This is a genomic window from Glaciihabitans sp. GrIS 2.15 (assembly GCF_035984695.1).
GTDB lineage: Bacteria > Actinomycetota > Actinomycetes > Actinomycetales > Microbacteriaceae > Lacisediminihabitans.
This window is the reverse complement of the sequence record NZ_JAXCHU010000004.1, coordinates 235,886-262,841: the sequence shown is the minus strand read 5'-3', so window position 1 is coordinate 262,841 and position 26,956 is coordinate 235,886. Positions and strand designations below refer to the sequence as shown.

Here is a 26,956-nt window from a genome sequence, read left to right as displayed (position 1 = left end):
TGCTAGATCGAACATAGATTCGAAGGAGCGCAACGTGATCGTATGGAATCGAGTCCTCGTCTTGCTGAGAATCCCACGAGATTCAGGGTGGTTCAGGGAGTTTGTTTTGGGCCCAGCACCTAGGTCCGTTCGATCTGGAGATTCAATTGACCATGGTCCAAAGGTATTGGTGAATCGCTAGTACGTACCCACAGCAATTCCGTTTAGCATTCTGGAGGCGTGAGCGGTTGCAGTGTTGATGTCAGCACCCTTGTAATTGGCCAAGCTCATCCGACGATGTTTGCCATTTGCTCCGACTTTTCTTGCGTCGAAGTTAATTTCGTGTCCGCTGACTGAAAACTCTGCCAGCCACGTAAGTTCACCTGACTTGTAACCATTCCACGTAACAGACCCGCTTCTGCGCGACATCTCCCAGCCCACCACGGGTCTTGATTGTTCGAGTGCATGCCGAAAGTCTGCTGCGCTAGCAAAACGCTTCTCCGGCTTGCGATTTATCGCTCGCGACACAGCGTGCCGCAAGGGAGCGTGAATATGCGGCAGCCATTTGGTTCGGTCAGGGACTCGACCTAGTTCAATCGCTCGCCTGAGATTAGGAGCTCGACTTACCGATGACCAAAACAGTTGCTCCCCATTTAGTAGCCGGTACGCGGTCACCCCCAGTGCATAGATATCGGCTGCGACCGAGCCAAAATAGCTACCACTCCCCACCTCCTCTGGAGCCAAGTGAGGTTCGTATGCAATCAACGATGGGCTTTCATCGTCCATCGACCTCGCCAGACCAAAGTCTGAAATCTTAAGTGTGCCGTTTTCGCTCAGCAAAAGGTTTCCTGGCTTTATGTCTCGGTGGAGCACTCGATTGTTGTGCAAATGCTCTAAGCCTCTTGCGGCATCGCTCAGGCGTTCTATCGCGGCCAGAACTGGTACGGGTTTACCGTGGTAACAGTCAAGCGTGCTGCGCTTTGGCAGGTACTCCATTCGAATGAAGGGAACGTCGCCTTCATGATCAGCCTGATAAACACGCGCAACATTTTCGTACTTCGTAATCTCCATTAGCGCGGCTTCGCTTATCCGCTGCTGAGACGGATTCGAGGGCTTATTGAGTACCTTCTTTGCGCAATAGCGGTCGAGCGCATCGTCTCGCTCTAGAAAAACCTGGCCGAATGCCCCCTCGCCGAGTAGTTCGATTGTCGTGTAAGTCAACTTGTGCCGAATATGGAGAGGGCGGCAGCGACGGCTGTGTGGCGCACAGCCGGAACGGCCGAACCTGCGGCTGATGATTGCACTATTGCGAGCGCGGATGCCTTGTTGGTCGCAGAAAGCCTGCGAGCCAAGGTGGCCCATGGAATGGCTTGGACGCTAACTCGAACCTCGTAAAGTGCAGCCAGAACCACGCCGTCCAATTCGGCATGTTCAAGACTCGCTTGTCGCATATTTTGGCCAAGTTCAGCCCGCTTCACAATCACTTCGTCGGGATTGAAGCGGCGCTCGAGCTCAATCATTTCGTGATAGGCCCAATTTAGACCTAACGGGCGTAAAGCATTCTTCGGCATTTCACTCTTTGCGCACTCCACTAGCGCGGCGTTGTCAGCCGTGGTGCCTCTTATCACAGCCCACATTATTGAACTCTTAGTGCATTCAATTCCTAGGGCGGTTATCACGGTCATCCTCAAAATTTATTTCTGGGAGTTGGTTGAGCAGGCGCTCAAGGCTAGCCCGCGTTCGATCGATTCGTGGGAGGGTTTAGGCGGCAATGCAATCGAGTCCGCTCGTCGCTATTTGGCCCGATGGCTTGAAACGGGTCGTGACACCCAGCTGCGTCGAAGGCCCAGAGGGGCCGTTTTGTCGGCCGGGCTAGGTGCATTCGCGGCATGACCCATTCGGCAGAACAAGGCGGAGAACTCGAACATCCCGAAACGGCGGTCGTTGTGGGGACACTTCTCGATGCGGAATTTGCCCTGATGCCGCTGGAGTTCATCGCCCAACATCGCGCGAGAGGTACGGGACCCGGCCTCTACGGCTGGTGGGTGAATGCCAAAGGTGCGGGAGATCTGGCAGTAGGATCGGGTCTTCCGATGCCCGCCGGCCAGATCTATGTGGGCTTGGCTGGTGCGACTAAATGGCCGAGCGGGAAGGTCTCGTCGAGCACGTTATGGACCCGTATCCGGTCGCGGCACTTGCGGGGTCGGCGCAAAGGCTCCACGCTTCGGCGCGATTTTCGCCGAGGCACGTGTGGAGCACGAGGCCGGTGAATCAGTTCTTACGGCATGGAGGCATGCCCATCTTCGCGTGCACACCGTTGTGTTCGGTGACCGCAATACGCTTGGTCGTCTCGAGTCATCGGTGTTGGGCTCCATAGATCCGCGGCTCAACTTGGTCTCCGAGGGGCTTTCGCCCCGGCTGCGTGCTTGCCACGATTAGCCTGAACCTCTTGAGCAAGGAGGTGCCTATGGGCTTCAGTCGCGATATTCAGTCCACCATTTTCCGGAATGGGTCAACAGGCTCAAGGCCCGCAATTCCGGCCAGCTGGCATGACCTGACCAAATCCGCGAAGCGCGCGATGTCGATGGAAGCCTGGGCGTACGTAGCAGGCTCTGCAGGCAACGAGTCCACCGAGGCCGCCAACCGAGCGGCGATCGACAGCTGGAAGATCGTGCCGCGCGTTCTGCGGGACATCGACCAGCGCGACCTCTCGATAGAACTTTTGGGCCACCGATACCCGACCCCACTCCTTGCCGCCCCCGTCGGGGTACTTGGCATGGTCGACAAGCAGGCCGACATTGCTGTGGGGCGGGCGGCCGCGCGGCTCGGGGTTCCGTACATCCTGTCGACGCAGGCATCCGTTCCCATGGAGCGCGTGGCCCAGGCGATGGGGGATGCACCGCGCTGGTTCCAGCTGTACTGGTCGACCTCGGATGAGCTGGTTGAGAGCTTCGTGCATCGAGCGGAGGCATCCAAAGCCCAGGCGATCGTGGTCACGCTCGACACGCACATGCTCGGCTGGCGGCCGCGCGATCTCAGCCTCGGCTACCTGCCGTTTGCCCACGGGAAGGGGATCGCGCAGTACACGAGCGACCCGGTGTTCCGGCGGCTTGTGGAGGAGAGGATTGCCCGCAACCAGCCCGCCGTGAAGGCACGCATACGGCCGGCCACCATCCGCACCCTGCTCGACATGACCCGCAACTACCCGGGCGGAAGCCTGCGCTCGCCGCTGCCGCGCGCCTCCGTCGACACCTTCCTCGACGTGTTCTCGCGGTCCACCCTCACGTGGGAGAACCTCGCCTGGCTGCGCGAACGCACGACCCTGCCGATCGTGCTCAAGGGCATCCAGCATCCGGATGACGCGTCCCGCGCCCTCGCCGCCGGCATCGACGGCCTCATCGTCTCCAACCACGCGGGTCGCCAGATCGACAATGCCATTGGATCGCTGGATGCCCTGCCCGGGATAGCGGAGAGGGTGAACGGTGCCGTTCCTGTGCTGTTCGACAGCGGCATCCGCTCGGGGGCTGACATGTTCGTGGCTCTTGCGCTCGGAGCATCCGCCGTCTGCGTCGGACGCGCGTACACCTACGGGCTGGCGATCGCGGGGGAGCAGGGTGCCTACGACGCGCTGCGCAACATCATCGCCGAGTTCGACATCGTGCTCGGGCTGGCGGGGTATGCGAGTGCGGGTTCGATTCCGCGGGAAGCAGTGGTCTGAGTCAGGATGCTTCGAGCCAGGACCTCAGCGCATCCCGCATCACACCGCTTCGGGTTGTTTGGTCCCGCTCCGCGCGCGCGGTCAGTGCGGCATCCAATCCGGGATCGAGTCGGAGGGTAGCGACCTGAGCGACCGCGCCGCCAATCCGGGGGCGACCGCGCTTCTTGAGCGCTGCAACGTCATATCCGACCTCGGCCGCGTGTGCCCAGTCCGTGATGTGCTGATCTGTTACGGGCCGACCAGCCGCGGTGTTGCTCTTGTCTATCGTCTGTCTCCTGCCACCGAAGTAATTGCCAATAGCTCGTTCGCGCCTTCATGGCGTGGACGACCAGTTCCCTGCCGTCATCAAAGGTCAGGATCACGATCTCGAGCGGATCGTCCGAAGCCGAAATCCTGTGCTTCTTCGCGGAGGTGTCAACGTCGAGAGATTCTCGTATAACGAAAAAGATCGTGATCGAAGCATGCGCGGAGTTTTCCGGCGTCGTGATAACTAGCACTTCACAACCCAGAAAATGTGGGGAGGCCACGTTCGAGCTTTCCGGTGAGGATAAAGAGATACCCGGCGCCCCTCTGGACAGGCTCTGGCCGCTCGGGCAGACTTGGAGCGTCCCATTCCCTCTCGTCAGGACTATTCCGTTGAAGAAAGCTCCCGCGTCCACGCGCTGACCTTTCTCGACCGCTGCTGCAGGTGATACGTGCAGCGCGGCATCCGGGTCAGTGCACTCACTGGCCATCGGGAGTCGCATGCCTTCATCAATCATCCTCAACGCCGTCGGGCACACCTGGCCGGACGGGTCGTCCGCTCTCCACGGCATCACGGCGAGCTTCGGCTCCGGTCGAACCGGGCTCGTCGGCCGCAATGGGGCCGGCAAGTCGACGCTGCTTCGGCTGATCGCCGGGGGTGAACAACCATCGAGCGGCAGCATCCAGGTGTCCGGTGATGTCGGCTACCTTGCCCAGACGATCATTCTCGAGACGAATCGCACGGTGGCCGACCTCCTCGGCGTGCGCCAGCAGGTGGATGCCCTGCGGGCCATCGAGGCCGGTGAAGTCTCTGTCGCCAACTTCGAGCAGCTCGGGGAGAGGTGGGATGTGGAGACCGAGGCGGCCGAAGCGCTGCGAGACATCGGCGTCGACACCGATCTCGACCGCACGATCTCTACTCTCAGTGGCGGGGAGTCGATGCTCGTAGCCATCGCCGGACTACGCCTGTGCAACGCGCCCATCGTGCTGCTCGACGAACCGACCAACAATCTCGACATCGATTCGCGACAACGGCTCGAGACCCTGGTGAGCCGCTGGCGGGGTTCGCTCGTCGTGGTGAGTCACGACATCCGGCTGCTCGAGCTCATGGACGATACCGCCGAGCTCCATGACGGTGCGCTGCGGATGTTCGGCGGACCGTACAGCACCTACCTCGCCCAGATCGATGTTGAGCAGGCGGCAGCGCGCACCGGCGAACGCGCGGCCGAGCAGGTGGTGCGCACTGAGCGCCGGCAGCGCATCGAGGCCGAGACCAAAATTGCCCGGAGTGCACGCTCCGGCCGTACCGACTTCGACAATAAGAAATTCACGAGGGCGGTGCGCAACCAGCGACGTTCCGACGCGCAGGTCACGGCAGGTAAGCGCCGTCACACGCTGGACGCCTCGGTGACGGATGCTCGCGCCGCTCTCGACCGCGCCTCCGAGCGAGTGCGGGCTGATGTATCCATCCACATCGACCTCCCCGACCCCGGAGTTCATGCGTCTCGCCGGCTCGCAGACTTTCGCGGGGTCGTGATCCAGGGGCCGGAGCGGGTGGCCATCGTCGGCCCCAACGGCGTGGGCAAGACGACACTGCTTGACGAGGTGGCATCGGGGCACGGGACGGGGTACCTTCCGCAGCGTCTCGACGGGCTCGACGCCCGGGCCACGGTGCTCGAGACCGTGCGCAGCGCGGGCGTCGCGGACGCAGAGCTGCGCAACCGTCTGGCGCGGTTCCTGTTCCGTGGGGAGGCGGTGGACCGGGCCGTCGGCACCCTCTCCGGGGGTGAACGGTTTCGGCTGGCGCTCGCTCGACTACTTCTGGCGGATCCGCCACCGCGGCTCCTGGTGCTGGACGAACCGACCAACAACCTCGACATCCAGAGCGTCGATCAGCTCGTCGGTGCGCTCGGGAGTAACCGCGGGGGCCTGCTCGTTGTGAGCCACGACCTCGACTTCCTGCAGAGACTCGCTATCGACAGCTGGTATCGGATGCTGCCCGGCGGTGCGCTCGAGCGGATCGAGCCTTCCCGCCTCGACGCCCGGTGAGAGGGTGCTTCCCGCATGCAGGCCTCAGCGAAGCAGGGCCTCAGGCCACCACGCGGTTGCGTCTCCAAGACAGGATGCCAGCGATGATCGCGCCGAGGATGAAAGCTCCACCGATCAGGTAGGCGGCCGACTTCACCGCGGGGATGCTCGCCGCGAAGTACCCGGTCACCGTGAGCAGCACGCCCCAGACGAGCGCGCCGACCAGGTTCGCCGCCACGAACTTGAGGTAATCCATGCGGGCGATCCCCGCGATCGGCGGCACGAGCACGCGGCCCCACGGGATGAAACGCCCCACGACCACGGCCCACCAGCCCAGGTCGGTGTAGAACTTCTCCGCGCGACTGATGCTGCGCTGCACCCACGCGCCGGTGCGGCGATCGAGGTAGGGGCGTCCGTAGTGGCGACCGAGGAGGAATCCGACCTGGTCGCCGAGGAAAGCGGCGATTCCCACACCGATGGCGAGCACCCAGATGTTGATGCCACTGTGCCCGGCCGAGAGGATGCCCGCGGCGAACAGCAGGGAATCGCCGGTGATGAAGGGGATGAAGACGCCGACGAACAGTCCGGTACCGGCGAAAACGAGACCCCACACGATCAGGTAGAAGACGATGGGGCCGAACAGGTCGAGCCAGCTCGTGACCTGGCCGTCGAGCGCGGCGAGGTGAGTCATCCGAGTCCTTCGCTAGCCATGGTGGTCTAGGCCTCGGGGTCTATCGCACCCTCGTCTGTCTCGCCTCGGGAGGCAAGAGCCGCGGCGCGCTCGGCGAGACGGCGCTGAACATCAGCCTCGGCTGCCCGGATGACCTCGGGTGCGAGGGGAGGATTCTCGTGAACGTTGGTGCCGTGGTACTTCTCGATGTACGTGTCGAGTTGCGGACCCGACTCCCAGGAGGTGATGAGGCAGTAGCGCGGCTCGGGCCCCTTGTGCCAGACCGCGTGCCAAAAGCGCTGAGTGTCGACGATGATCTGAGCGCCCGCCGGGAGCGCGATTCGTACCTCGTTGGTCGGGTCAAAGCGGTCTTCACGAAGCGTCATGAACGATTCCGCGTCATCCGAAAGGTTGAAGAATCCACGAACGATCCAGCCGGAGCCGTCGGGATTCAGACGGTTGTTGTCGTCTTGGTGGAGATTGTAGAGGGTGTCGGAATACACATTGGGCTGCAGTTCGATCACGCGGCAGCGCCCGATGTTGGCACCCGGCTCCTTGGCGCGGTCGGTGAGGTGCGGGGCCTTGGCGACCTGCGAGTCGATCCAGACGCCGTCCTTGTCGGTGCGCGGCGGGGTGTGGTTCCAGAACCCGTTGACCTCGATCTCACCGAAGGCGCTGGCGAGGGGAGCGAACCGCGTTACGCCAGATGACTTCCAATCCACGAACTCGAGGTCCGTCCACTCCGGGGAATCGGCGGCCTGGTCGTACGGATCCAGGATGACGAAGCCCTTTTCGTCGAGAAGAGCGGATTTGACATAGCTCATCTAAAATGAACCCCTTCGAATAAGAGGACCGGCACATATTAACAGGCCCAACTTAGGCCACCCTAACATTCCGCCTCGGGGCTTCGCGGGCCTTAAGTCCTGAAAATCGGGACCGTCGCATGAGGGCAGCTTAGGATCAATGTCACCATGACGGACATCTCCTCCAGCGGCAGGTTTGACCCCCGCTTCAATCCGGCCTTCCAGCCCGGCTACGACCCGAGTGTGCATGCACGACCGTCGGCCCCGCCGGAGCGCACCGCTGTACCGGAACTCGTCGAGCATCCGATGCCCGTCATGGACGCCGAACCCTCAGCGTTTCGGACGGTGCACCCTGACCCAGGGGAGGATCAGCCTGCTCCCCGGCGATTCGATCCATACCTCGCGGGGCTGTGGGCGCTCAGCCTTGTGTTCGTCGCCGCCGGGCTGCTGACCATCCGTTACATCGCGGATCGGATGGATCGGCTCAACACCACTGCCGGTACGACAGCCTTCGACTACAACCTCGTGCTGGTTTACACGATCGCCGCACCGCTCCTGGTAATACTGGGGCTCGCGACGGCCACGGCGACTCTGTTCCTGCTCGCTTCGCGCCGCCGCTGACCCCGCATTGGCTGGCGGGCACCGCCGGTATCACCTGCTGTCGTAGCCAGATCAGTTCGGATCAGCTCTGGCACCTCGGGCACCAATAGATGTCCCGTAATTGCAGCGCTGATTCACCCAATTCGCCATGTTCGATCCGCGTTGCGCAGCGCAGGCACGGCCTTCCCTTGCGTCGATAGACCCAGTCCGTCTCCCCGCGGAGCGAGCCGGTGGTGGTGCGGTCCACTCGGTTCTTGTTGGCGTCGATCAGCCGGTGGGCAAGAGCCACCAGCCTCGCCGGCTTCTCGATCTCGCCGACCGGCCGGGTGGGAAGCACGCCGCCGAGAAAACAGAGTTCGTTGCGATAGACGTTGCCGAGTCCCGCCATCACACGCTGGTCGAGCAGGGCAAGGCCGACTGCTCGGGCCGGGGTGGCGGTGAGGCGCAGGAGCGCTTCATCAGCGTTCCAGCCCGGGCCAAGTAGATCGGGGCCGAGATAGCCGACGACACTCGCCTCGTCGTCGCGGGCAACCACGTCGAGTGTGCCGAGCTGGAAGCCAACGGCCACCCACTCGGCGGTGGCGAGGATGGCGCGTGCCTGCCACTCCGGTCGACGCCACTTGGTGCCGTGCCGGTAGAGATGCCAGGAACCCTCCATCTTGAGGTGACTATGGATGCTGTACTCGCCGACCCGGATCAGCAGGTGCTTGCCCCGGCTCACCACGCCTTCCACGGTGTCGCCGGTGAGATCCACCGTTGCGAAGGCCGGAACGCGGATGTCGCAGCGGACCAGTTCGCCCCCGGCAAGCGCGGCGTTGAGGTTGGTGGCCGTGCGATAGACGGTGTCACCCTCAGGCATGTCCGTGTCCTGTCATGGTGTCAGCGATCCACCTCACCCGCGCAGCCGCAGGCCCTGTGGAGTAATGCTGAAGCCGGCCTCGACGAGAGCCTCTCCCAGCGCGGTCCCGATCACGAAGTCTCCGTTTACCCGCTCGACCCTGAGTCGTCCGCCCGAGCGCCGTATCGCTGCGGCCAGTGAGTGGGCCGCGGCCGTCATCCCGCGCTCGGTCTCCGCGAACGTGAGCATCGTCTTGCCGCCGCGCTCGACATAGAGGGCGAGCCCGCCGTCGACGAGCACGACGAGCGCTCCGGCTTTGCGGCCGGGACGATGTCCCCGCTTCAGATCGTCCGCGCCTTCGATGATCGCCGCGGGCGGCCACGCCAGTGCGGCACCGTAGGCATTCGCCGGGTCGGTTGCCGCCAGGGTGATCGCCACTGGGTCGTGCTCGGAGTCGGGCTCCCTGGCGAACGAGCGCAGTCGGTCGACCGTGGCACCGGTGGCGAACTGGGCGGCGCCGAGGCCCTCCACGAAGTAGCCGCGCCGGGCCCGACCGGTCTCCTCAAAACCGCTGAGCACCCGGTACGCGAGCGAGAATCCGCCGCGAATGCCCTCACTCACGACCGCACCGCGGGTGACGACGCCATAGCGCTCGAGCAACAGCTCCGCTGTCGCGACGCCGCGCACCGTGGCATCCGGCTCAGCGAGAGGCAGCAGCGACCAGCGGCCAGCCGCACTCGGGGGACCGCCGGTACTGGGCATCGTGGGGCGGGCGCGGCCGCGGAAGGCCCGCGAACGCGGAACTGCCCGGGCCTTAGTCGTGCTTGCCCCGAGGTAGGAGCGCAGGGGAGAGAGGGTGTCGTTGGTGATGAGCCCCGACCACACGAGGTCCCAGAGCGACGCGAGCAGCTCTTTGTCATCGGTACTACCCACGGCATTGGACAGCTGTCGAAAGAAGTAGGCTCCGCCACCGGCGAGGCTCGCCAGGATCGATCGCTGCAACTCGGTGGTCTCGGCTCCCGTCGGTTCGGGCAGGGTGAGACTGGCGCTGTCGGCCAGGTGCAGGCTCACCCAGCCGTCATTGCCGGGGAGTGCGCCCCCGCCAGACCAGATGACCTCTCCCGCGGCGGTGAGCTCATCGAGCATCACCGGCGAGTAGTCCTTCACCCGCGCCGGAAGCACCAGTGACTCCCAGGCGGATGCGGGCAGCGCGACTCCGGCGAGCTGATCGATCACCGCGGCGAGACCGTCGACCCCGCGCAGCGGTTCAGCCACGTGCTGCCAGGACGGGAGGAAGCGACCGAGGGTCGCAGCATCCACGGGCTCGACCTCGTGACGGAGGGCCGCGAGCGAACGGCTGCGCAGGCGACGCAAGACCTCAACGTCACACCATTCGCTGCCGCTCGCGCCCGGGCGGAACTCGCCTTCGACGACCCGCCGCTGGCCAGCGAGGGCACGAAGGGAGGTGAGCACCACGGCCGTTCCGAGTCCGAGGCGGTCGGCAACGGCGGCCACGGTGAACGGCACATGGGTGCGAGCGAACCGGCTCACGAGATCGCCGAGCGGGTCGTCAACGGGCTCGATGAACGCGGAGGGGATGCCGATCGGCAGCGGTGTGCCGAGCGCGTCACGCAGGCGGGCGGCATCCTCGATGATCGCCCAGCGCTCGCTTCCCGCACGCCAGATACGGTTCGATCGGGCGAGCCCAGCCAAGGCCGTGTCGAGCGCTGCACCCACGAGCCCGCTGGTGGGATCGAGGCGCTGCTGGATCTCCGGCTCCGACAGTGGGCCAAGCATGCGCAACAGGTCGACAACGCCCTCGGCATCGCGGGCTCTCCTATCCGGGGCGAGTCTTTGCAACTCGAGCTCGAGCTGCTCGATCACGGCCGGGTCGAGGAGCTCGCGCAGCTCGGCCCGGCCCAGCAGTTCGGCGAGGAGAGTGGGATCGAGCGACAGGGCGGCGGCACGGCGCTCGGCGAGCGGCGAATCACCCTCGTACATGAACGCAGCGACATATCCGAACAGCAGGGAGCGCGCGAACGGCGACGCCTGTTCCGTCTCGGTCTCGACGATGCGGATGCGCCGGCTCTCGATCTGCTTGGCAAGCTCCGTGAGCGCGGGCAGGTCGTAGACGTCCTGCAGCACTTCGCGCACTGCCTCGAGCACGATAGGGAAACTCGGATACTTGCGCGCGACATCCAGCAGCTGCGAGGCCCGCTGCCGCTGCTGCCAGAGTGGGGATCGTCGGCCGGGGTTATACCGCGGCAGCAATAGGGCCCTGGCCGCACACTCTCGGAACCGAGAGGCGAACAGCGCGGATCCCCCCACCTCTTCGGTCACGATGTCGCGAAGGTCGGCCGGGTCGAAGACGAACAATTCCGCCCCGGGCGGCTCGCTCTCCGTGTCGGGGATGCGCAGGATCACGCCGTCATCGCTCGCCATCGCGGCCCCGTCGAGCCCGAATCGCTCGCGGATGCGCGCTCCGATTGCGAGCGCCCACGGCGCGTGCACTTGCATGCCGTACGGGGAATGAAGGATGACCCGCCAGTCTCCGAGCTCGTCACGAAAGCGCTCCACCACCAGGGTGCGGTCGCTCGGCACATGTCCGGTCGCCTTTTTCTGGTCGTCGATGAACGACACGAGGTTGTTGACGGCGCGGTGATCGAGCCCTCCGAGCACGGCGCGGGTGCGAGCATCCGTCGTCGAGCCGCTCGCGATCTCGCGAGTGAACTCGCCGATCGCGCGCCCGAGTTCGGCCGGGCGACCGATGCCGTCGCCCTTCCAGAATGGCACCTTGCCCGGTTGCCCGAACGCGGGTGAGACGATCACGCGGTCGTGGGTGATGTCTTCGATTCGCCAGCTGGTGGCCCCGAGCGCGAACACGTCGCCGACCCGGGACTCGTAGACCATCTCCTCGTCGAGCTCGCCGACTCGCGCGGGCGCTCGGTCCCCGGTGCCGGACCCCACCATGAACACCCCGAACAGTCCGCGATCCGGGATGGTCCCCCCGGAGGTCACCGCGAGGCGCTGGGCGCCCGGGCGGCCGGTGATCGTGCCGCCGACGCGATCCCAGACGATACGCGGGCGCAGTTCCGCGAATTCATCGGAGGGATAGAGGCCGCTGAGCAGGTCGAGAGTGGCGTCGTAGGCCGAACGCGGGAGGCTCGCGAAGGGCGCGCTGCGCCGCACGGTATCGAACCACTCGTCCACATCGAGGGAGTCGAGCGCCACCGCGGCAACGGTCTGCTGCGCGAGCACGTCGAGCGGATTCTGCGGGATTCGCATCGCCTCAATGAGCCCGGCGGACATCCGCTCACTCGCCACTGCGCAGTGGATGAGGTCGGCCCGATGCTTGGGGAAGATGACGCCGCGAGACACCTCGCCCACCTGATGACCGGCGCGACCAACCCGTTGGAGTCCACTCGCGACGCTCGGCGGGGACTCGACCTGGATCACGAGATCGACAGCGCCCATGTCGATACCGAGTTCGAGGGAGCTGGTTGCCACCACGCAGCGCAGTCGTCCAGACTTCAGGTCGTCTTCGATGAAGGCACGCTGCTCCTTCGATACGGAGCCGTGGTGGGCCCGTGCGAGGAGCGCGGTGGAGTTGGAAGAATCGCGAAGCGATTCCGAGACCCCTGCGCCGACCGGGCCTGCGATGGAGGGGTTAAGCGCCAGCCCGACCAGCTCCAGCTCGCGCTCCGGCTCGCGCTCCTCCTGCCGAAGCGCGTAGATCTCGTTCAGGCGCGCGGTCAGGCGCTCGGCCAGCCGACGGGAGTTTGCGAAGACGATTGTGGATCGATGCTCAAGGATTCGATCCACGATCTGTTCCTCCACGTGGGGCCAGATGGAGCCCTGCGTTGTTTCGGTGGATGCCGCCGCCGACCCCTCTCGCACCGCCGGCGCCGTACCGAGCTCGGTCATGTCCTCCACTGGCACGACCACGCTCAGGTCGAACTTCTTCGTTGACGGAGGAGCGACTATCGTGACGGGAGCATTGCCGGCGAGAAACCGGGCCACCTCTTCGTGTGGCCGCACGGTCGCCGAGAGCCCGATTCTCTGGGCGGGCTTCTCCAGCAGCAGGTCGAGCCGCTCGAGCGACAGTGCGAGGTGAGCGCCTCGTTTGGTCGATGCGACCGCGTGAACTTCATCGATGATCACCGTCTCGACCCCGCGCAGCGTGTCCCTTGCCGACGCCGTGAGCATGAGATAGAGCGACTCCGGAGTCGTGATCAGGATGTCCGGAGGCAGGCGTTGCAGCAGGCGCCGGTCGCCCGACGTCGTGTCGCCCGACCGCACGCCGACGGTCACCTCCGGCGGAGACATCCCGAGCCGCTTTGCGGTCTGAGTGACCCCCACGAGGGGCGAGCGCAGGTTGCGCTCGACATCGACTGCTAGGGCCTTGAGGGGGGAGATGTAGAGCACACGGGTGCGGAGGTTGCGGTCCTCGGGTGCCGGAGTGGTTGCCAGCCGATCAATCGCCCAAAGGAACGCGGCGAGGGTTTTTCCCGACCCGGTGGGCGCAACGACGAGCGCATTCGCCCCGGTCGTAATGGCCTCCCAGGCGCCCAATTGGGCGGGGGTGGGCGCTGGGAATGCCCCCGAGAACCAGTCTCGGGTCGCCGGGGAGAATCGCCCGAGCACGTTGCTCATAGACCTATCTTTGCCCAAACCTCTGACAGTCTCCCGGTCAGCCGTCACAGTGCGCGCCACCGATACGTGACAATGGAGCATGAGCTCCGTAGGCACTCCCGACCCGAACTCCGGCTGGCTGTCCGATGAGGAGCTCGCCGAGGCCCGGCGGCGACTACCGTTGCTTTACGTGGAAGCCGTGCCGGTGCGGGTGGATGGCGTCGGCCAGGTCACCCAGGTCGGCATCCTGCTTCGGGCCAATTCGGCCGGCGCGATCACCCGCACGCTGGTCTCGGGGCGCGTGATGTACGGCGAGAGCCTGCGCGACGCCTTGTTCCGCCATCTCGAGAAGGATCTCGGACCGATGGCCTTCCCGCTGCTGCCCGCGAGCCCGATACCCTTCTCGGTCGCTGAGTATTTTCCGTTCCCCGGTTCGCAGTTCACTGATGACCGCCAGCATGCGGTCTCCCTCGCCTACGTGGTGCCCGTGACCGGCACCTGCGACCCCCGGCAGGATGCCCTCGAACTGACGTGGATGACCCCGCAGGAAGCGGCATCCGAATCAGTCTCTGCCGAGATGGAGGGCGGTCGTGGCGCGCTCGTGCGTGCCGCGTTGGCCTCCGTCGGCCGCCTGTACTGAGGCGCTGCCTGCGCTGCCTGCGCTGCACCTGCCCCGTACCTGCCGCCTGCTCCGTCTCCCCTGCCGCCTCTGCGGCCGCGAGTGACACGCGTGCCCGAAATTTCGGGCGCGCGTGTCACTCAGCGGAGCGGAGCATGGAGCGCGGTGCGTGGAGCGGAGCGTAGAGCGTGATGGGCAGAGCGGAGCGTAGAGCGTGATGCGCCGAGCGTGATGCGCCGAGCGTGATGCACAGAGCGTGATGCGCTGACATTCCGCCCGCGAAAAAGGGCCCCCGCATGAACGCGAGGGCCCTCTCGTGTGTGGCTGGGTTAGCGGCCGCCGCCGCCGCTGCGACGACGTCCGCCGCCCTGGGACATTCCGATGAGTCCGCCGCCGGATCCGGCACGACCGGCACCGGATGCCGCACCGCCGCGGGGAGCGCCGCTTCGGGGAGCGCCGCCCGTGCGAGGAGCGCCGGATGCGGCACCCTCACCGCTCGCGGTGCTGTAGAAGTTTCGCGAGCCACCGACCGCGGGCGCCGCCGAAGCGCCGTCGCGGTTGGCGCGCTTGCGCTGGGCGTTCGCGCCCTGTGAGCCGCCCTGTGAGCCGCCCTGTCCCGCCGATCGTCCGCCCTGAGACTGGCGCTGTCCGCCGGAACGGGCACGAGGAGCACCCTGGACCTGGGCGGCGGCGCGAGGAGCCGGTTTGACCCAGGCTGCGACGTCGCCGACGAGGGCGTGGACTGCGGCCGAGTCTGCGGTCACGTGCTGCGGGGTGACGGTGATCTCGGCCTTCTTCAACAGTGCTGCAGTGTCGCGGCGCTGGGTCGGAAGCACGATCGTGACGACCTCGCCCTCCTTGCCGGCGCGAGCGGTGCGGCCCGAGCGGTGCAGATAGGCCTTGTGCTCGGCTGGCGGATCGACGTGGATCACAAGTTCGATGTCATCCACGTGCACGCCGCGTGCCGCGACGTCCGTCGCGACGAGGACGCGGGTGTCACCGGCGGCGAAGGACGCGAGGTTGCGGTCGCGCTGCACCTGCGAGAGGTTGCCGTGAAGGTCAACGGAGGGAATTCCCGCGTCAGTGAGCTGTTTTGCGAGCTTCTTGGCGTGATGCTTGGTGCGCATAAACAGGATGCGACGGCCGGTGCCGGAGGCGAGCTTCTCGACGAGCAGACGCTTGGCTTCGACCGAATCGACCTCGAACACATGGTGTGTCATTGCACTGACATGCGAGGTGGCCTCATCCACGGAATGCATTACCTCGTTATGGAGGTACTTCTTCACGAGGCGATCGACGCCGTTGTCCAGCGTGGCGCTGAACAGCATGCGCTGCCCGGACTGCGGGGTCTTGTCCATAATCCGCGTGACGACGGGGAGGAAGCCGAGGTCGGCCATGTGGTCGGCCTCGTCGAGGATGGATATTTCGACGGCATCCAACTGCACGAAGCCCTGCTTCATGAGGTCTTCGAGACGACCAGGGCAGGCGACGACGATGTCGACGCCGGCCTTGAGCGCCGCGACCTGGCGCTGCTGCGAGACGCCACCGAAGATGGTGACCGATTTCAGTCCGTAGACATTAGCGAGGGGAGTGAGCGCCACGGTGATCTGGGTAGCGAGTTCACGGGTCGGGGCGAGGATGAGCGCGAGCGGACGACCGGGGCGGCGCTGCCCGCCGGCGAGTGAGCCACCGAGCCGCGCGATCATCGGGATGGCGAACGCCAGGGTCTTGCCGCTGCCCGTCTTGCCGCGACCAAGCACGTCGCGCCCGGAAAGCGTGTCGGGCAGGGTGTCGACCTGGATCGGAAAAGGGGAGTCGATGCCCTGTGCGGACAGCGCCGCCACGAGGACTGCTGGCACGCCGAGCGCGCCGAAGGAAGAAATTGATTCAGACAAAATGAAGCTTTCGGATAGGACCACACGCCGAGTGATCGAGCCTGTCGAGACCGGGTGTGAAGTGGCGAGAGCGGCAGTGGCCACAATCGATCGCCGTAGAAAGTATCTGCAACCCGTCCGTGGCACGGTGCCACGATGGGGAGAAGAGGGAGCGTTCAACGACGCAGGGAGACCAACATGGACTCGCAAGACCTAAAACCCTAGCAGGTCGTGTCAGTGAGCCCCTGAATACCGCTCGCCCGCGGGTATCTCGACGGCGATTCGGTTGCCGGCCTGCGCGAGCGGGCAGGCCCAGGCCGGGTCGTATGCGCATGAGGGGTTGTAAGCGAAGTTGAAGTCGAGCACGAGCGAATCGAGCGCGGCACCCGGGCCGAGGTCTGCCCCCTTGATCGTGTCGAGGAGGTAGCGGCCGCCGCCGTAGGTGCCTCCGGGGCGACCGGCGAGCGCGTCCTTCACCGGCACAAAGAGGCCGCCGCCGTAGCTACCGAGCTTCCAGATATCGAGGGAACCGACCCCGGGAACCTCAGCGACGCCGATCAGGTCGAACGGCACGATTCCGTCGGTCCCGGTCTCGACGTCCAGGTGTCGGGATTCGGCTGGAGTGACTTCGACCTCGAAGCGCCAGTCCGGGTCGTAGGACGTGGTCGATAAGCCGGTGAAGACCGTGCGATCGTCGGGCAGCAGCGGAGTGGACGGATGCGTCGCGAACAGCCGATCGCGCTCGCGACGCCAGAGGTCGTGTGCGGCGAAGAGGTCCGTCGCCGCGCGCACCTCCGCGTAGAGGGCGAAGATCTGCCGCCGCCAATCGGCAACCTGCAGGGCGGTGATCATCGCACCCAGCGCGACCACGTGCTGGTGATGAAAGTGCGCCTCACGAGGGGCCGGCCTTCCAGGTGGGGGCGAGAGAGCGGATGCGGACGCTGCGCCATTGCCAGAATGCCCAGTAACCCACCCAGAGCAGCGGGGCAATCGTGCCAGCCTCAAAGACGAGCTGATCGCGGTACAGCGTGCGACCACCGGGCGCGGATGCGATCGCGATGGAGTGCTGCCATTTGGTCACGAGGGCAAGTGGGCCGCTGAGTCCCCGGCCGGTATCCACCTGTACGCGCACGTCGTCGCTTCTTTCGGGGTAGGAGATCCCGATCACCTGTTCCCCAATGGTCACCAACCCGAAGCTCGAGATTTTCACCGGGTGCTCACCGGCCGACCAGCGGGCAGGAAATCCACCGGGCTCGAGAGATTCGAAGGTGGAGAATGGCGCTGAGACCTGCTGCATACCCCGCGGCGAGCGCACGGCGTCCCAGGCGGCATCCGGGGTGCAATCGAGCACGAGCTTGAGGAGGATTCGCATCACTCAAGTCTGCCATCGGCGCCTGAAGGAATTCAGGTTGCACGCGTAGCGTTGCGCCTAGCGCCTATCGCGTGTAAGAACCCACATCGCTTCCAGGAGGAATCATGACCCAGGCACTACTCAACGGCGTCGTTATCGCCGACGCTCCCCAGGACGACCTCATCAAGATCGAAGGCAACTGGTACTTCCCACCGTCGAGCGTGAACAGCGAATTTCTCGTCGATAGTAAGACCCCATACACCTGCCCATGGAAGGGCGAGTGCCAGTACTTCAGCGTGAAGGACGGGGACGCCCTTTTGCAGGATCGTGCCTGGAGCTACCCGCACCCCTACGAGACCGCCTTTGCCCGCACCGATGGCAAGGACTTCAGTAACTACGTCGCGTTCTGGAAGGAAGTCAAGGTCGGCTAGTAGCCCAGTAATTTGCTGGGGTTCGTGCCCCGGGTGTACCCAGGGGTGTACCCGAAGGCGTTTGATGAGACCAGCTGCCAGAGCACCCCGGGCAGATCACTTTTCTCTTGTTGTCGCTTCTCGACTGAATCGCATCTTCCCGATGCTCGCGTCGAGTTACCTGATCTCCACTAACCGGATCTTGGCTGATTCGCGTTGTTTCGGTGCTTTGCCTCTTTCGTAGAATCAGCGCGATACCCAGGAGCACTACAAGCGCGCCCGCGCCCATCATGATCTCACCCACGATTTGCAGGTCTACGGTTGCGATGGTGGCGTGGACAGCAAATGTGCGAATCGCACCGACGACGATGAGGAAAATACCTAAACCAAGACTCATGATCACCTTCTATTGCTCTGATGGATTGTGAAGAAATTCCGCAGGATCGCCGGCGGTTGTGGCCTGAGCCCCGTCACGCGATGGCTGATGGCGGTGGGTTTGATGCGGAGTTGAGCGGCTCCCAAATTACATCGGAAATTTCGATTGGCTGGGTTTCGCCGAGCCCATCACCGTCAGGGACAATGCGTCGACCGGCGGACGAAGTGCGTCGAGCCCCGGGAACATCAGTCGGCGCCACCTGCCCGTGACCTAACCTGCGGGCGCGCTGGCCGGCCCGCATGGTTAGATTGCACCCAAGCGCCACTTGCCGCATTGACTGTCGTGGCGTCGCTCTTATTTGCCTAAAACTGCGCGGTACCGCGCAGCTGGCGGGGGCGGCCGTCAGGGTCCAGAACGAGGCGGCTGAGGGGGAGTGCCCAGAGTCGTTGGATAGGCGTCACGGGTTTAGGAGTGTGGTGGCGTGCGCGTGAGTTGGGTCGTGGAGCGCGGCGACCCGTTTCGTGCCAGTGGTCGAGAACGTCGGCGGTGCTGTTCCACAGTTCGAGGCCAGCGGCCGGGTCGTCAAGTCGGGGATCATTCCGATCCAATCCCAGGTGTTCGGCCCAGAGTTGACGGCGGAGGTTCTGGGCCAGAGGTTGGGAATGGTCACGGCCGATTTCTGAGCTAGTCGGTTCCCCGTTTCCGTCGGTGGTATCGAGGACCGCGCAGGTCAGCTCGCTATCGGTGGTCCAGGATCGACGGTTGAAGTTGCTTGAGCCGCAGGTGACCCAAATGTCATCGACGATGCAGATCTTGGCATGGACGTAGATCGGAGTTCCAACACTGTTCTCTAGGTCGAACACACCGACCCGGTCTGGCGCGACCCGGCGCAGCATCCCGATTGCACGCAATTGCCCGATCCGGCTAGGCGGCCCAGTGAGCGGTCCGTCAGAGTCGGGGTAGCGGGGCACCACGACGATCACATTCAATTCGGGGTTCCGTTCGAGAGCCCCGGCGAGAGTCGCAGCGACTTCTGTTGACCAGAGGTACTGATCCTCGATGTAGACCAGCGAGCGGGCACGGGCGAAAGCTTTCGCGAAGGCGCGGGCGATGCTGCGCTCCCCGGCCGGCGCGAAGGGGAATGGCGGACGTTTCACCCCGTAGGTGCGCAGCAGTTGCACAGCATGCGGGCCTGCCCGGGGTGGTGGGGGCGCAGCGTCTGGGAGCGACTTGGGGTGCCGGGGCATATGTGCAAGACGTTGCAGCAGCATCCGGTAGGGAGTGTGCCTGTCGAGGGGAGCGGGATCGTTCCACCTCTCAGCGAAAACTGACAGCAGGTCTGCCACCACCGGGCCCCGCAGTTCGAGGGCGGCATCGTGCCACGGGGGTTGTTTGCCATAACGGGAATCCATGCTCAGCGCTTGTGGGTCGCCCGCATGATCGGCGTCATCGCGACGGCTATGGCAGAGGTCGAGCCCGCCAACGAATGCGATGTCCCGCGACGCGTCGTCAGTGTGGCGGATGACGAAGAACTTCTGGTGATGGGAGCCGAACAGGCGCACTCGCTGATCCAGCAACACCTCTCCACCCGCGTCGTTGATCTGGCGACCAAGGAGCTCGTTTGATCGGCCGCTAATTGGGGATGCCACGCGCTCTCCGTGGGATCTCCACACAAGCCCCCGAACTTCCACTCCGGCACGAGCTAGATCCGCGAGTAGATCACCGATTGACGGTCCGCCTGCCCACAACTGCTCGTCGGCGTCCCCACGCCAGTCGGTGAACCATACACGGTCCCCCGCGTGCAACGACGTGAGTTCGTCATGCAGCCGAGCGAAGTATGTCATTCCATGAATCAGAGGCTTCACGAGGTTGCCTTCCGACCAAGACGAAGCCTCTCGGTCGCTCGCGTGCACGTCCGAGGCTGGATTCGCCCGCTCGCCGCGACTCAGGAACCAAGTACCGGGATCACTGCCCACCCGACGCACCTTACGGCATCGGTAACCTGCCCACGCGCTGTGTCGCCGCGTACCCGCCGAAAATGAGGCACCCTACGTGCATTCAGTCAGCACAATGCCGCGGCGCGCTGCGGCGTTCTGTCAGGAAGGATGCCCGACCTCCCGATTGTGGAGAACGTGGATAACAAAGAAATATCGACGGACACCGATAACGGAAAGCGACTGGATCGATCTCGCGAAATCGCTCGGGACGAGTCAGCGAACGCGCCGAGCAAACGGTGGAGCAGTCGCGTCTTACATCGCATCGGGACGGCCACTGAACATCCCAGGACTGGCCTGATTGCGGTGGGTGCTCTAGTGACGTGGATCGCGGTGGGTTCGTGACGGGTTTTCCTCGACCGTGGGAGAGCGTCCTCGCCGTTGTGAGTTCATCCGTGACGGTATTGATGGTCTTCGTGCTCCAGCACACGCAAGCTCGACAGCAGGCGGTAACTCATCGCAAGCTTGACGAACTATTGCAAGCCCAACCGACTGCTAACGACCGGCTGATCGCGTTAGAAGATGCGTCCGACGACGAATTGGGCGCGATAACGGACGCCAGTCATGCAAACCGAGAACGAGCCCTCAGGACAGATCCGTCACCAACTAACTGATTGGAGATGACATCTATTGCGGCCGCCGCCGACGGGGGCTTCTCCCGACCGCATAACTCGGGCACCACACGACAGTGGCTCAGCTATCGAATAACACGAATGACCCCATTTCCGGTTGGCGTTGACGGCACTTGATGGAGCAGAGAAAGGTTGAACCGATTTCTGGCCGAGACATTGTCCGACTCGCATGTGGTTGGGGCGTAGCGCGGGGAGCGGAGCGGACCGCGAGAAGCGCCTCTCCTAAATCATTGACGGCCGACTATGAGGTTTAGGCGAGGAATCGGGAGAACTGAGCTTTACCCCGTCTGGAGTCGAAGAGCGAGAGAAGCGTCGAATACCAACTCCGACCCGGAGGAGCTCGTCCAGCTTTCTCAGAGCCTGCTCGGCCGGCTTTAGATCTACTTCGCGGTAGTGGCGCGAAATCTCAGGATCGCTGTGTCCGGCAATGTCTTCGATGACAGGTTCCGGTATGTCCAACGTATAGAGCAGCGAGATTGTCGTGCGGCGCGCATCGTGAAGGCGTACGTTCGGAACTCCCGCTCGTTCGAGCACGGAGCGCCATGCCTTTGAATCGGTGGAAGCGTCGATGGGCTTGCCGTCGAGCGGCAGCGTCTCGACCGCGCCTGTGCCGGGGTACCACCTCCGCTTGGGGTCCCCCGTGAAGAGCAAGTTATATGGGTTGGGTTCATTCTTGGCGGCGTCGACTCTACTTGCGACGACGTCACGGAGTGCGCCCACGAGTGGAACTTCACGCTGTGATCGGATCGTCTTCGGGCGCACCAGATATTGCACGCCGCTCAATTGGCGAATCTCGTCGTTGGGGTTTGCGTCGAGGAACCGTTGCGGACACTTGTGCCCGAGTGTCCAACCGCATTCCCAGACACCGTTCTCGAGTTTCTTGCACCCGTGACTGTAGGTGAGCGTCTGAAGTTGCCAGGCGATGGTGATCTTGTTTGCGACGAGATCGACTTGGTCGAGCTCTATCCTGAGGACCTCGCCTTGCCGCATTCCGGTGAGAAGGGCCAGTGCCCAGCGGGCGGCGAGCCGGTCCTTGATTGAAGTGCGGATGACTTTGATCGCGTCGTCGGCCTTGAGTACTGAGATGTTGGGGATGGCGCGCTTTGGTTTGAAGTCGCTGGTCTTCATCAGGTTCGAACCGAGGATGCGTCGCCGGACCGCTGCGTCCATTACGGCTTCGAGAGTGATCCACGCCGCACGAGCGGTTGTCGTTGACAGGCCCTTAGCTACGACCATGCGCTGGACGAAGCGCTGAAGATCTCGATCGTCCAGCCGATCAAGCTTGACCTTGCCGACTGCCGGGAGAATCTACTGGCTGAGGTGAATTCGTCGACCGGCCCGCGTCTTCGCTTTTGACCGGGTGATGTCGATGTTCTTTTGCCAGAAGTCTGTCCATTGCGCGACGGTAGGGATGCCGGTCGGGAGATCACCGCGGGTGGTTAGCTCGGACTTCAGCTTTCGCATCTGCTCGATCGCGTCGCTCTTGTTCTTGCGCCGAACCACTTTCTGCCTGCGCGCAGCCCTCAGCGGATCCGGCGGGAGCTCGATTCGAACCTCCCAGAGCCCTGTGTTTGCGTTTTTTGCGAGACTTCCCTCGCCCGCTCCCCGCCTACTTGCCATGAGCTAAGTGCACCCAAAGGTGTACCCAGAGCCACGGCGTCACACGCCTTCATAGCGCGTCAGATCCGCGGAATTCCGGGCTTTTTGGCAGATTCAAAAGTTCGTTCCAGGCGTACGTCGCATTCTGGAAAGAAGTCAAGGTCGGCTAGAGCCCCGCGCCGGTACCGAAAACGCAGGAGATGAGCCACGAAAGAGCGTGATCGGTGCCACGAACTGCGTCTCGCTGGCGAATCTCCTGCGTTTTGGGGAGTGGTCGACGATGGATGGCGGCCCAACGGACGGGTGGTCAGCGGGGCGGTACAGAAGAGTTGCGCTCCCGGTGGGCCCGCACCTTCGCCCGGTTGCCGCAGCGCTGCATGGAACACCACCGGCGATTGTTGGAGCGCGACTCGTCGTAAAACACCAGCGTGCAGTCCGCTGCCGCGCACTCCCGGATGCGGTCGGTCGGGTTCGCCGCGAACAATTCGACGGCCTCCCTCGCCAGCACGGACAGGGCCTGGCTTGCCTTGGCGCGGGAACGTCCTGCCTGCCGGGTGCCCCCGATCAGTGACGGCGCAATGTCGGGGGTCGCGGCGAACAGGTTGATCACGTCCACGTCATCCGAAAGGATTTCGTCGCCGCGACTGCGCGCGGTGGCGGCTCGCGCGAGGGAACCGCGCAGGGCACGCGCATCGATCAGGTCGCGGTCGGTGGCCCCATCGATGACCTCGGGAAACCGCCCGATCAACCACTCTGTGAGATCGGATGCCGCGTGCATCGTCTCGCAGCCCGAACCATCCATCGCGCCCGTATAGGCGAAGTCGATCGAAAGCGACCCGGAATCGAACCACCAGGTGTGGCCGTCACTCACGGTCATCTTCTGGCCGGTGGGGCGGCCTTCCGTCGCATGCATGTAACCAATATAGTCAGTTACTTCGTATCCACTTCCCTGCCGCAGACGTGCGCTCGACGCACCGCTCATGGCAGAGTCGAAAGCATCACCAGGAGAGAGAGCCACATGACCGACACCACGGGGAAGACCAAGGATGCCGGCTGGGAGGTCGGAGTTCGCCAGACCGTTGCCGCCTCGAGCGAGGTCGTCTGGCAATTCTTGCTGGGTGAAGGGCTCCCGCTGTGGTTGGGAGAAACCACCCTCCCGCATGCGAAAGGCGAGGTTTACCGCACGGCGGATGGCGTGGCCGGCGAGGTGCGTTCTTACACCGATAACGCGAAAGTGCGGCTCACCTGGCACCCGGACGACTGGCCGCATGACTCTACGCTTCAGGTCTCGGTGAAGGAGGTGGTCGGCGGTACGACCATCGGCATCCATCATGAACGCCTCGCTGATCGTGAGGAACGACGAATGATGCTGGGTCACTGGAAGAACGTTGCAGCCCACCTGGCGGCCGCTTTCGACCCGAACCGCTGACGCCGGAGAGCCACGCAGAGCGGTGCGGGAGAACCAGCACAGGTGACCGGTCAGCGCTGCCGGGTCACCACACGCCGGGTCCAGGCGATCGTGTGGGCCGCGTTGAACCGTCGCGAACATTTTCCGCACGCGAGGGTGCGGCTCGGGCGCCGATATCGGTAGTGCAGGTGGCCAGCCGGGCAGGCTCCCACCCAGGGAGCGAGTTCGCTGGCGATGGCTCCATCGTGCAGGCGCTTACCTTCGTACCCCAGATCCACCGCGACGGCCTTCCAGCGCGGACCGTGCCCGGCGCGGGTGCCGGCGATCGCATGGGCCACCTCGTGCAGCAGCACCTGGTGGATCTCGTCGTCTTCGTAGCGGGAGGCGAGATAGCGCGAGACGCTGATCGTCTTCGACGTGAAATTGCAGAGTCCCGCGCGGGTCTTTGCGGTGTCGAACGTGAAGGTCCAGCTGGGGTCGAGGTGCAGGGCGATCAGAGCATCGGCCCATCGGCTCACCCGCAGGAGCTCAGCCATTTGTCGCTGCCCATCGGGTAGCTGTCTCGAGGGCGAATCGCACCGATTCGACCTCGTCCGCTGGTGCCCCGGAGCCGGAGCGGATGTCGAGAGCGGCAGTGAATGCCACCCGCGCCTCCGCGAAACGCCCGAGGTCGAAGAGAACCGTGCCCCCGGAATAGGCGGCGGACCCTTCGAGCGAGGCCCACTCCTCGAGTGCGGCTGTTGCGCGCACCGCGATCATCTCGGCGAGCGCCCGATCGAGTTCACCCTGGTACTGGAACACGCGCGCCCGCCGCAGTCGCGCCGTAGTGAGCTGCTCCCGATCTCCGCCGAAGTGGGCTAGCCGGAAAGCCTGCTCAGCGGCGACGAGTGCCTCCCCGTTACGCCCGAGCAGTCGAAGCAGCTCGGCCTTCTCACCGAGCGCCGCGGTGCTTCGACCGTTGCCGAGTTCCTGCAGCCGCAATTCCGCCGCAGCGCGGTCTACCACCTCACGCAGGGTCTCGGGGTCATAGCCGGTAATCATCCCCTTGAGATTAACCCGCGCAGGAGACATCCAGTCGCACTTCGACGAGTTTGTCATCCCCGACCCTGGGCGATCCGCGCCCATCGGTGTTATTGATGAGGAGCCAGAGCGAGCCGTCCGGGCCCGGCACGGCGTCCCGCAGCCGGCCGAGAGATCCGAGAGGAAAGGGATGTGCTGTCGTCGCCGTCCCCGTGAACGCAGATCCCGGCGAGATCGCCCAGAGCCGCTCGCCGCGTAGGGCCGCGAGAAAGAAGGTGCCGCCGACGAAAGCGAGTCCGCTCGGGCTGGCGTCGGAAGTCGGCCACTGGTAGTCCGGATCGACGAAGCCGTCCTTCGAGCCGATGCCCTCGACGATTGGCCAGCCGTAGTTGCCGCCCGGTTCGATGCGGTTGAACTCGTCCCAGGTATTCTGGCCGAACTCGGCGGCCCAGAGTTGACCATCTGCGTCCCAGGCGATTCCCTGCGGATTGCGATGTCCGAGCGAGTAGACCAGCGATCCGGCGATTGGATTGTCACGCGGTACGGCGCCGGTGGCCGTCATCCGCAAGATCTTCCCGTTGGCTGAGCCGGGGTCCTGTGCCAGGGACGGCTGCCCGGCATCTCCGACTGTGGCAAAAAGCCTGCCGTCTGGTCCGAAGGCGATCCGGCCACCATGGTGATTGCGGGCTCTGGCCAGCCCGGTGAGGATGGGCATAGCGGCGCCGAGCCGATAGGAGCCGGATGCCCCGGCCAGAGGCATCCGCACGATGCGGTTATCCGTGGCGGTCGTGTGGTGGGCGTAGAGCCAGCGCTTCGACCCTGTCGACTGCGTATGGAGCACCGCCAGGCCGAGCAACCCGCCCTCGCCCGCGTGCACGACGCCGGGCACGACGCCGATATTGCGCCTGCTGCCCGACGGCATCAGCTCCACCACGGTGCCGGAATCGCGCTCGCCGATCAGGGTCGAATCCGCCGCGCCAAGGCGGAGGAGTGACCACGGCGCTTGCAGGCCCGTCGAGAGCACTCTCGGTTCGCCGACCGGCTGGAGAGCGCCGACGACGGATGGCGATGGCGATGGCGATGGTGCCGTGCTCGACCCGGGTGCTGGACTCGTCGTGCAACCCGTAAGCAGCAGAACAAGCGCAGCGGCACCTGCCAGGGAACCTCGCACCATCTCTCGAGTGTGATTCAGTGTGCTGGCAATCCCGGGTGAGTTTGTCCCGCTCAGTCGCGATTGCCCACCTGGAAGATGTTCTTCGCCGGGGGAGGGGATTGCACGGCCGTGTCGTCGGTGACGATCGAGGCGCCGGCGATCCAATTGCGGAGTTCGGCGCCCTCGACGATCTTGGACGGATGCGGTCCGCCGGCCAACAGCCGCGGCATCCACTCCATCGGAAGCGGTGCTCGGGAGCCGACCATCACGACATTGCCGAAGCGGCGACCCTTGAGGATCTGTGTCTCGGCGAGTGCCGCTACGTGCGCGGTAGCGGAGAGAATGGTCGCGGCCTGGCCGCGTGCGAAGGCAAGGCCAGGGCCGTCGGCGACGTTTGCCACGATGATCCCGGCGGGTTTCAGCAGGGCCACAGCCTCACGGTAGAACTCGAGGCTCGTGACGTGGGCCGGTGTGCGGGCGCCGCTGAAGACGTCGACGACCAGGAGGTCGACCTCACCGCGCAGGCCGCCGGGCAGTTTGCCGAGCACCTCACGGGCATCCCCATGGCGCACCCGGATCGAGGCGTTGCGGGGGAGGGGGAGGTGCGCGCGCACGAGGTCCACGAGGTCGGTCTCTATCTCCGCGACCTGTTGCCGGGAGCCGGGTCGGGTGGCCTCGATGTAGCGGGGCAGGGTGAATGCTCCGGCACCGAGGTGAACCGCGGTGAGGGGCTCACCCGGCACGCCGAGCTGGTCGATCACGTGACCGATGCGCTGGATGTATTCGAAGAAGAGTTGGCTCGGATCATCCAGGTTCACATGCGATTGCGGCGTGCCATCGACAATGAGGGTGAAACTGCCAGGCACCCATCGATCGGGCTCGATCACCGCGCGGTACCCGCTGAGCTTGAGGATCGCGGAAGGATGTTCAGTCACCCCAATGACCTTGCCATACCCGCCGCCCGGCCGGGGGGCGACCCTCGTCCGGGGAGCACCAGTTGTGGGGAATT

Annotated in this window: 27 protein-coding genes; 7 read left to right on the top strand and 20 right to left on the bottom strand. The window is 64.5% G+C overall.

Going from position 1 to position 26,956, the window contains the following annotated elements; all coding sequences use genetic code 11:
- Positions 1-177: 177 nt before the first annotated feature.
- Positions 178-1,200: a serine/threonine-protein kinase gene (locus RCH11_RS07925; RefSeq protein WP_327056448.1), complete on the bottom strand. Its 1,023-nt coding sequence runs from the start codon at positions 1,198-1,200 to the stop codon at positions 178-180.
- Positions 1,197-1,664 carry a hypothetical protein gene (locus RCH11_RS07920; protein WP_327056447.1) on the bottom strand — a complete coding sequence of 156 codons (468 nt, stop codon included), beginning with the start codon at positions 1,662-1,664 and terminating at the stop codon, positions 1,197-1,199. Before RCH11_RS07920 ends, RCH11_RS07925 begins: the two co-directional genes overlap by 4 nt.
- Positions 1,665-2,446: 782 nt before the next feature.
- On the opposite strand from RCH11_RS07920, the gene RCH11_RS07915 reads away from it, so the two are divergent.
- Positions 2,447-3,697, top strand: a complete 1,251-nt coding sequence (locus RCH11_RS07915; RefSeq protein ID WP_327056446.1) for an alpha-hydroxy-acid oxidizing protein — start codon at positions 2,447-2,449, stop codon at positions 3,695-3,697.
- A 1-nt stretch (position 3,698) separates the two neighbouring features.
- On the opposite strand, the gene RCH11_RS07910 is transcribed toward RCH11_RS07915, so the two are convergent.
- Together RCH11_RS07910 and RCH11_RS07905 are read right to left on the bottom strand one after the other, a co-directional pair.
- Positions 3,699-3,842 carry a ribbon-helix-helix protein, CopG family gene (locus RCH11_RS07910; protein ID WP_327056549.1) on the bottom strand — a complete coding sequence of 48 codons (144 nt, stop codon included), beginning with the start codon at positions 3,840-3,842 and terminating at the stop codon, positions 3,699-3,701.
- 34 nt (positions 3,843-3,876) lie between these two features.
- On the bottom strand, positions 3,877-4,458 hold the full coding sequence (locus tag RCH11_RS07905) for a hypothetical protein (protein WP_327056445.1): 582 nt from the start codon (positions 4,456-4,458) through the stop codon (positions 3,877-3,879).
- Between RCH11_RS07905 and RCH11_RS07900 the strand changes: the two genes are divergently transcribed.
- A complete protein-coding gene (locus RCH11_RS07900) occupies positions 4,442-5,989 on the top strand; it encodes an ABC-F family ATP-binding cassette domain-containing protein (RefSeq protein WP_327056444.1) in 1,548 nt (515 codons plus the stop codon). The two genes, RCH11_RS07905 and RCH11_RS07900, sit on opposite strands and share 17 nt — an antisense overlap.
- 40 nt (positions 5,990-6,029) lie before the next feature.
- Here RCH11_RS07900 and RCH11_RS07895 read toward each other — a convergent pair whose 3' ends face one another.
- Positions 6,030-6,659, bottom strand: coding sequence for a DedA family protein (locus RCH11_RS07895; protein WP_327056443.1), 630 nt, complete (start codon positions 6,657-6,659; stop codon positions 6,030-6,032).
- Between the two features lie 26 nt (positions 6,660-6,685).
- Positions 6,686-7,462: a hypothetical protein gene (locus RCH11_RS07890; protein WP_327056442.1), complete on the bottom strand. Its 777-nt coding sequence runs from the start codon at positions 7,460-7,462 to the stop codon at positions 6,686-6,688.
- Between the two features lie 147 nt (positions 7,463-7,609).
- Between RCH11_RS07890 and RCH11_RS07885 the strand changes: the two genes are divergently transcribed.
- Positions 7,610-8,062, top strand: coding sequence for a hypothetical protein (locus tag RCH11_RS07885; protein ID WP_327056441.1), 453 nt, complete (start codon positions 7,610-7,612; stop codon positions 8,060-8,062).
- A gap of 61 nt (positions 8,063-8,123) precedes the next feature.
- On the opposite strand, the gene RCH11_RS07880 is transcribed toward RCH11_RS07885, so the two are convergent.
- Positions 8,124-8,900, bottom strand: a complete 777-nt coding sequence (locus RCH11_RS07880) for a DNA-formamidopyrimidine glycosylase family protein (RefSeq protein ID WP_327056440.1) — start codon at positions 8,898-8,900, stop codon at positions 8,124-8,126.
- 33 nt (positions 8,901-8,933) lie between these two features.
- The gene (locus RCH11_RS07875) at positions 8,934-13,532 is read right to left on the bottom strand and encodes an ATP-dependent helicase (RefSeq protein ID WP_327056439.1); all 4,599 of its coding nucleotides are present in this window, start codon (positions 13,530-13,532) and stop codon (positions 8,934-8,936) included.
- Between the two features lie 79 nt (positions 13,533-13,611).
- On the opposite strand from RCH11_RS07875, the gene RCH11_RS07870 reads away from it, so the two are divergent.
- Positions 13,612-14,151, top strand: a complete 540-nt coding sequence (locus tag RCH11_RS07870; protein WP_327056438.1) for an NUDIX hydrolase family protein — start codon at positions 13,612-13,614, stop codon at positions 14,149-14,151.
- A 308-nt stretch (positions 14,152-14,459) separates the two neighbouring features.
- Here RCH11_RS07870 and RCH11_RS07865 read toward each other — a convergent pair whose 3' ends face one another.
- The 3 genes from RCH11_RS07865 to RCH11_RS07855 all read right to left on the bottom strand — a co-directional run bounded on the left by RCH11_RS07865 (position 14,460) and on the right by RCH11_RS07855 (position 17,376).
- Entirely contained in the window at positions 14,460-16,025 is a 1,566-nt protein-coding gene (locus RCH11_RS07865; protein WP_327056437.1) for a DEAD/DEAH box helicase, read from the bottom strand.
- Positions 16,026-16,238: 213 nt separating this feature from the next.
- A complete protein-coding gene (locus RCH11_RS07860; protein WP_327056548.1) occupies positions 16,239-16,856 on the bottom strand; it encodes a DUF1684 domain-containing protein in 618 nt (205 codons plus the stop codon).
- Positions 16,857-16,896: 40 nt separating this feature from the next.
- Positions 16,897-17,376 carry a hypothetical protein gene (locus RCH11_RS07855; protein ID WP_327056436.1) on the bottom strand — a complete coding sequence of 160 codons (480 nt, stop codon included), beginning with the start codon at positions 17,374-17,376 and terminating at the stop codon, positions 16,897-16,899.
- A 104-nt stretch (positions 17,377-17,480) separates the two neighbouring features.
- On the opposite strand from RCH11_RS07855, the gene RCH11_RS07850 reads away from it, so the two are divergent.
- Positions 17,481-17,786 (top strand): DUF427 domain-containing protein, encoded by a 306-nt coding sequence (locus RCH11_RS07850; RefSeq protein WP_327056435.1) that lies wholly within the window; start codon positions 17,481-17,483, stop codon positions 17,784-17,786.
- On the opposite strand, the gene RCH11_RS07845 is transcribed toward RCH11_RS07850, so the two are convergent.
- Positions 17,773-18,162 (bottom strand): DUF6458 family protein, encoded by a 390-nt coding sequence (locus RCH11_RS07845; protein ID WP_327056434.1) that lies wholly within the window; start codon positions 18,160-18,162, stop codon positions 17,773-17,775. The genes RCH11_RS07850 and RCH11_RS07845 overlap by 14 nt on opposite strands.
- Positions 18,163-18,503: 341 nt before the next feature.
- The gene (locus tag RCH11_RS07840; RefSeq protein WP_327056433.1) at positions 18,504-19,985 is read right to left on the bottom strand and encodes a phospholipase D family protein; all 1,482 of its coding nucleotides are present in this window, start codon (positions 19,983-19,985) and stop codon (positions 18,504-18,506) included.
- Positions 19,986-20,458: 473 nt separating this feature from the next.
- Here RCH11_RS07840 and RCH11_RS18165 point away from each other — a divergent pair, with 473 nt between their 5' ends.
- Positions 20,459-20,749, top strand: a complete 291-nt coding sequence (locus RCH11_RS18165) for a low affinity iron permease family protein (protein ID WP_442789019.1) — start codon at positions 20,459-20,461, stop codon at positions 20,747-20,749.
- A 240-nt stretch (positions 20,750-20,989) separates the two neighbouring features.
- Here the strand turns inward: RCH11_RS18165 and RCH11_RS07835 are convergent, their stop codons facing one another.
- The 3 genes from RCH11_RS07835 to RCH11_RS07825 form a co-directional block, all read right to left on the bottom strand.
- Entirely contained in the window at positions 20,990-22,003 is a 1,014-nt protein-coding gene (locus RCH11_RS07835) for a tyrosine-type recombinase/integrase (RefSeq protein WP_327056432.1), read from the bottom strand.
- Between the two features lie 72 nt (positions 22,004-22,075).
- Entirely contained in the window at positions 22,076-22,387 is a 312-nt protein-coding gene (locus RCH11_RS07830; protein WP_327056431.1) for a hypothetical protein, read from the bottom strand.
- 286 nt (positions 22,388-22,673) lie between these two features.
- A complete protein-coding gene (locus RCH11_RS07825) occupies positions 22,674-23,279 on the bottom strand; it encodes a CGNR zinc finger domain-containing protein (protein WP_327056430.1) in 606 nt (201 codons plus the stop codon).
- Positions 23,280-23,384: 105 nt separating this feature from the next.
- On the opposite strand from RCH11_RS07825, the gene RCH11_RS07820 reads away from it, so the two are divergent.
- Complete coding sequence (locus tag RCH11_RS07820; protein WP_327056429.1) at positions 23,385-23,795, top strand: SRPBCC domain-containing protein; 411 nt, start codon at positions 23,385-23,387, stop codon at positions 23,793-23,795.
- A 50-nt stretch (positions 23,796-23,845) separates the two neighbouring features.
- Here RCH11_RS07820 and RCH11_RS07815 read toward each other — a convergent pair whose 3' ends face one another.
- Genes RCH11_RS07815 through RCH11_RS07800 form a run of 4 tightly spaced genes read right to left on the bottom strand, consistent with a single transcriptional unit; the run spans position 23,846 to position 26,882 of the window.
- A complete protein-coding gene (locus RCH11_RS07815; protein ID WP_327056428.1) occupies positions 23,846-24,310 on the bottom strand; it encodes a SprT-like domain-containing protein in 465 nt (154 codons plus the stop codon).
- Positions 24,303-24,815 carry a hypothetical protein gene (locus RCH11_RS07810; protein WP_327056427.1) on the bottom strand — a complete coding sequence of 171 codons (513 nt, stop codon included), beginning with the start codon at positions 24,813-24,815 and terminating at the stop codon, positions 24,303-24,305. The genes RCH11_RS07815 and RCH11_RS07810 overlap by 8 nt, the downstream gene beginning before the upstream one ends.
- Positions 24,816-24,825: 10 nt before the next feature.
- The gene (locus RCH11_RS07805) at positions 24,826-25,968 is read right to left on the bottom strand and encodes a PQQ-dependent sugar dehydrogenase (RefSeq protein WP_327056426.1); all 1,143 of its coding nucleotides are present in this window, start codon (positions 25,966-25,968) and stop codon (positions 24,826-24,828) included.
- Positions 25,969-26,018: 50 nt separating this feature from the next.
- The gene (locus RCH11_RS07800; RefSeq protein WP_327056425.1) at positions 26,019-26,882 is read right to left on the bottom strand and encodes a spermidine synthase; all 864 of its coding nucleotides are present in this window, start codon (positions 26,880-26,882) and stop codon (positions 26,019-26,021) included.
- Positions 26,883-26,956 lie beyond the last annotated feature (74 nt).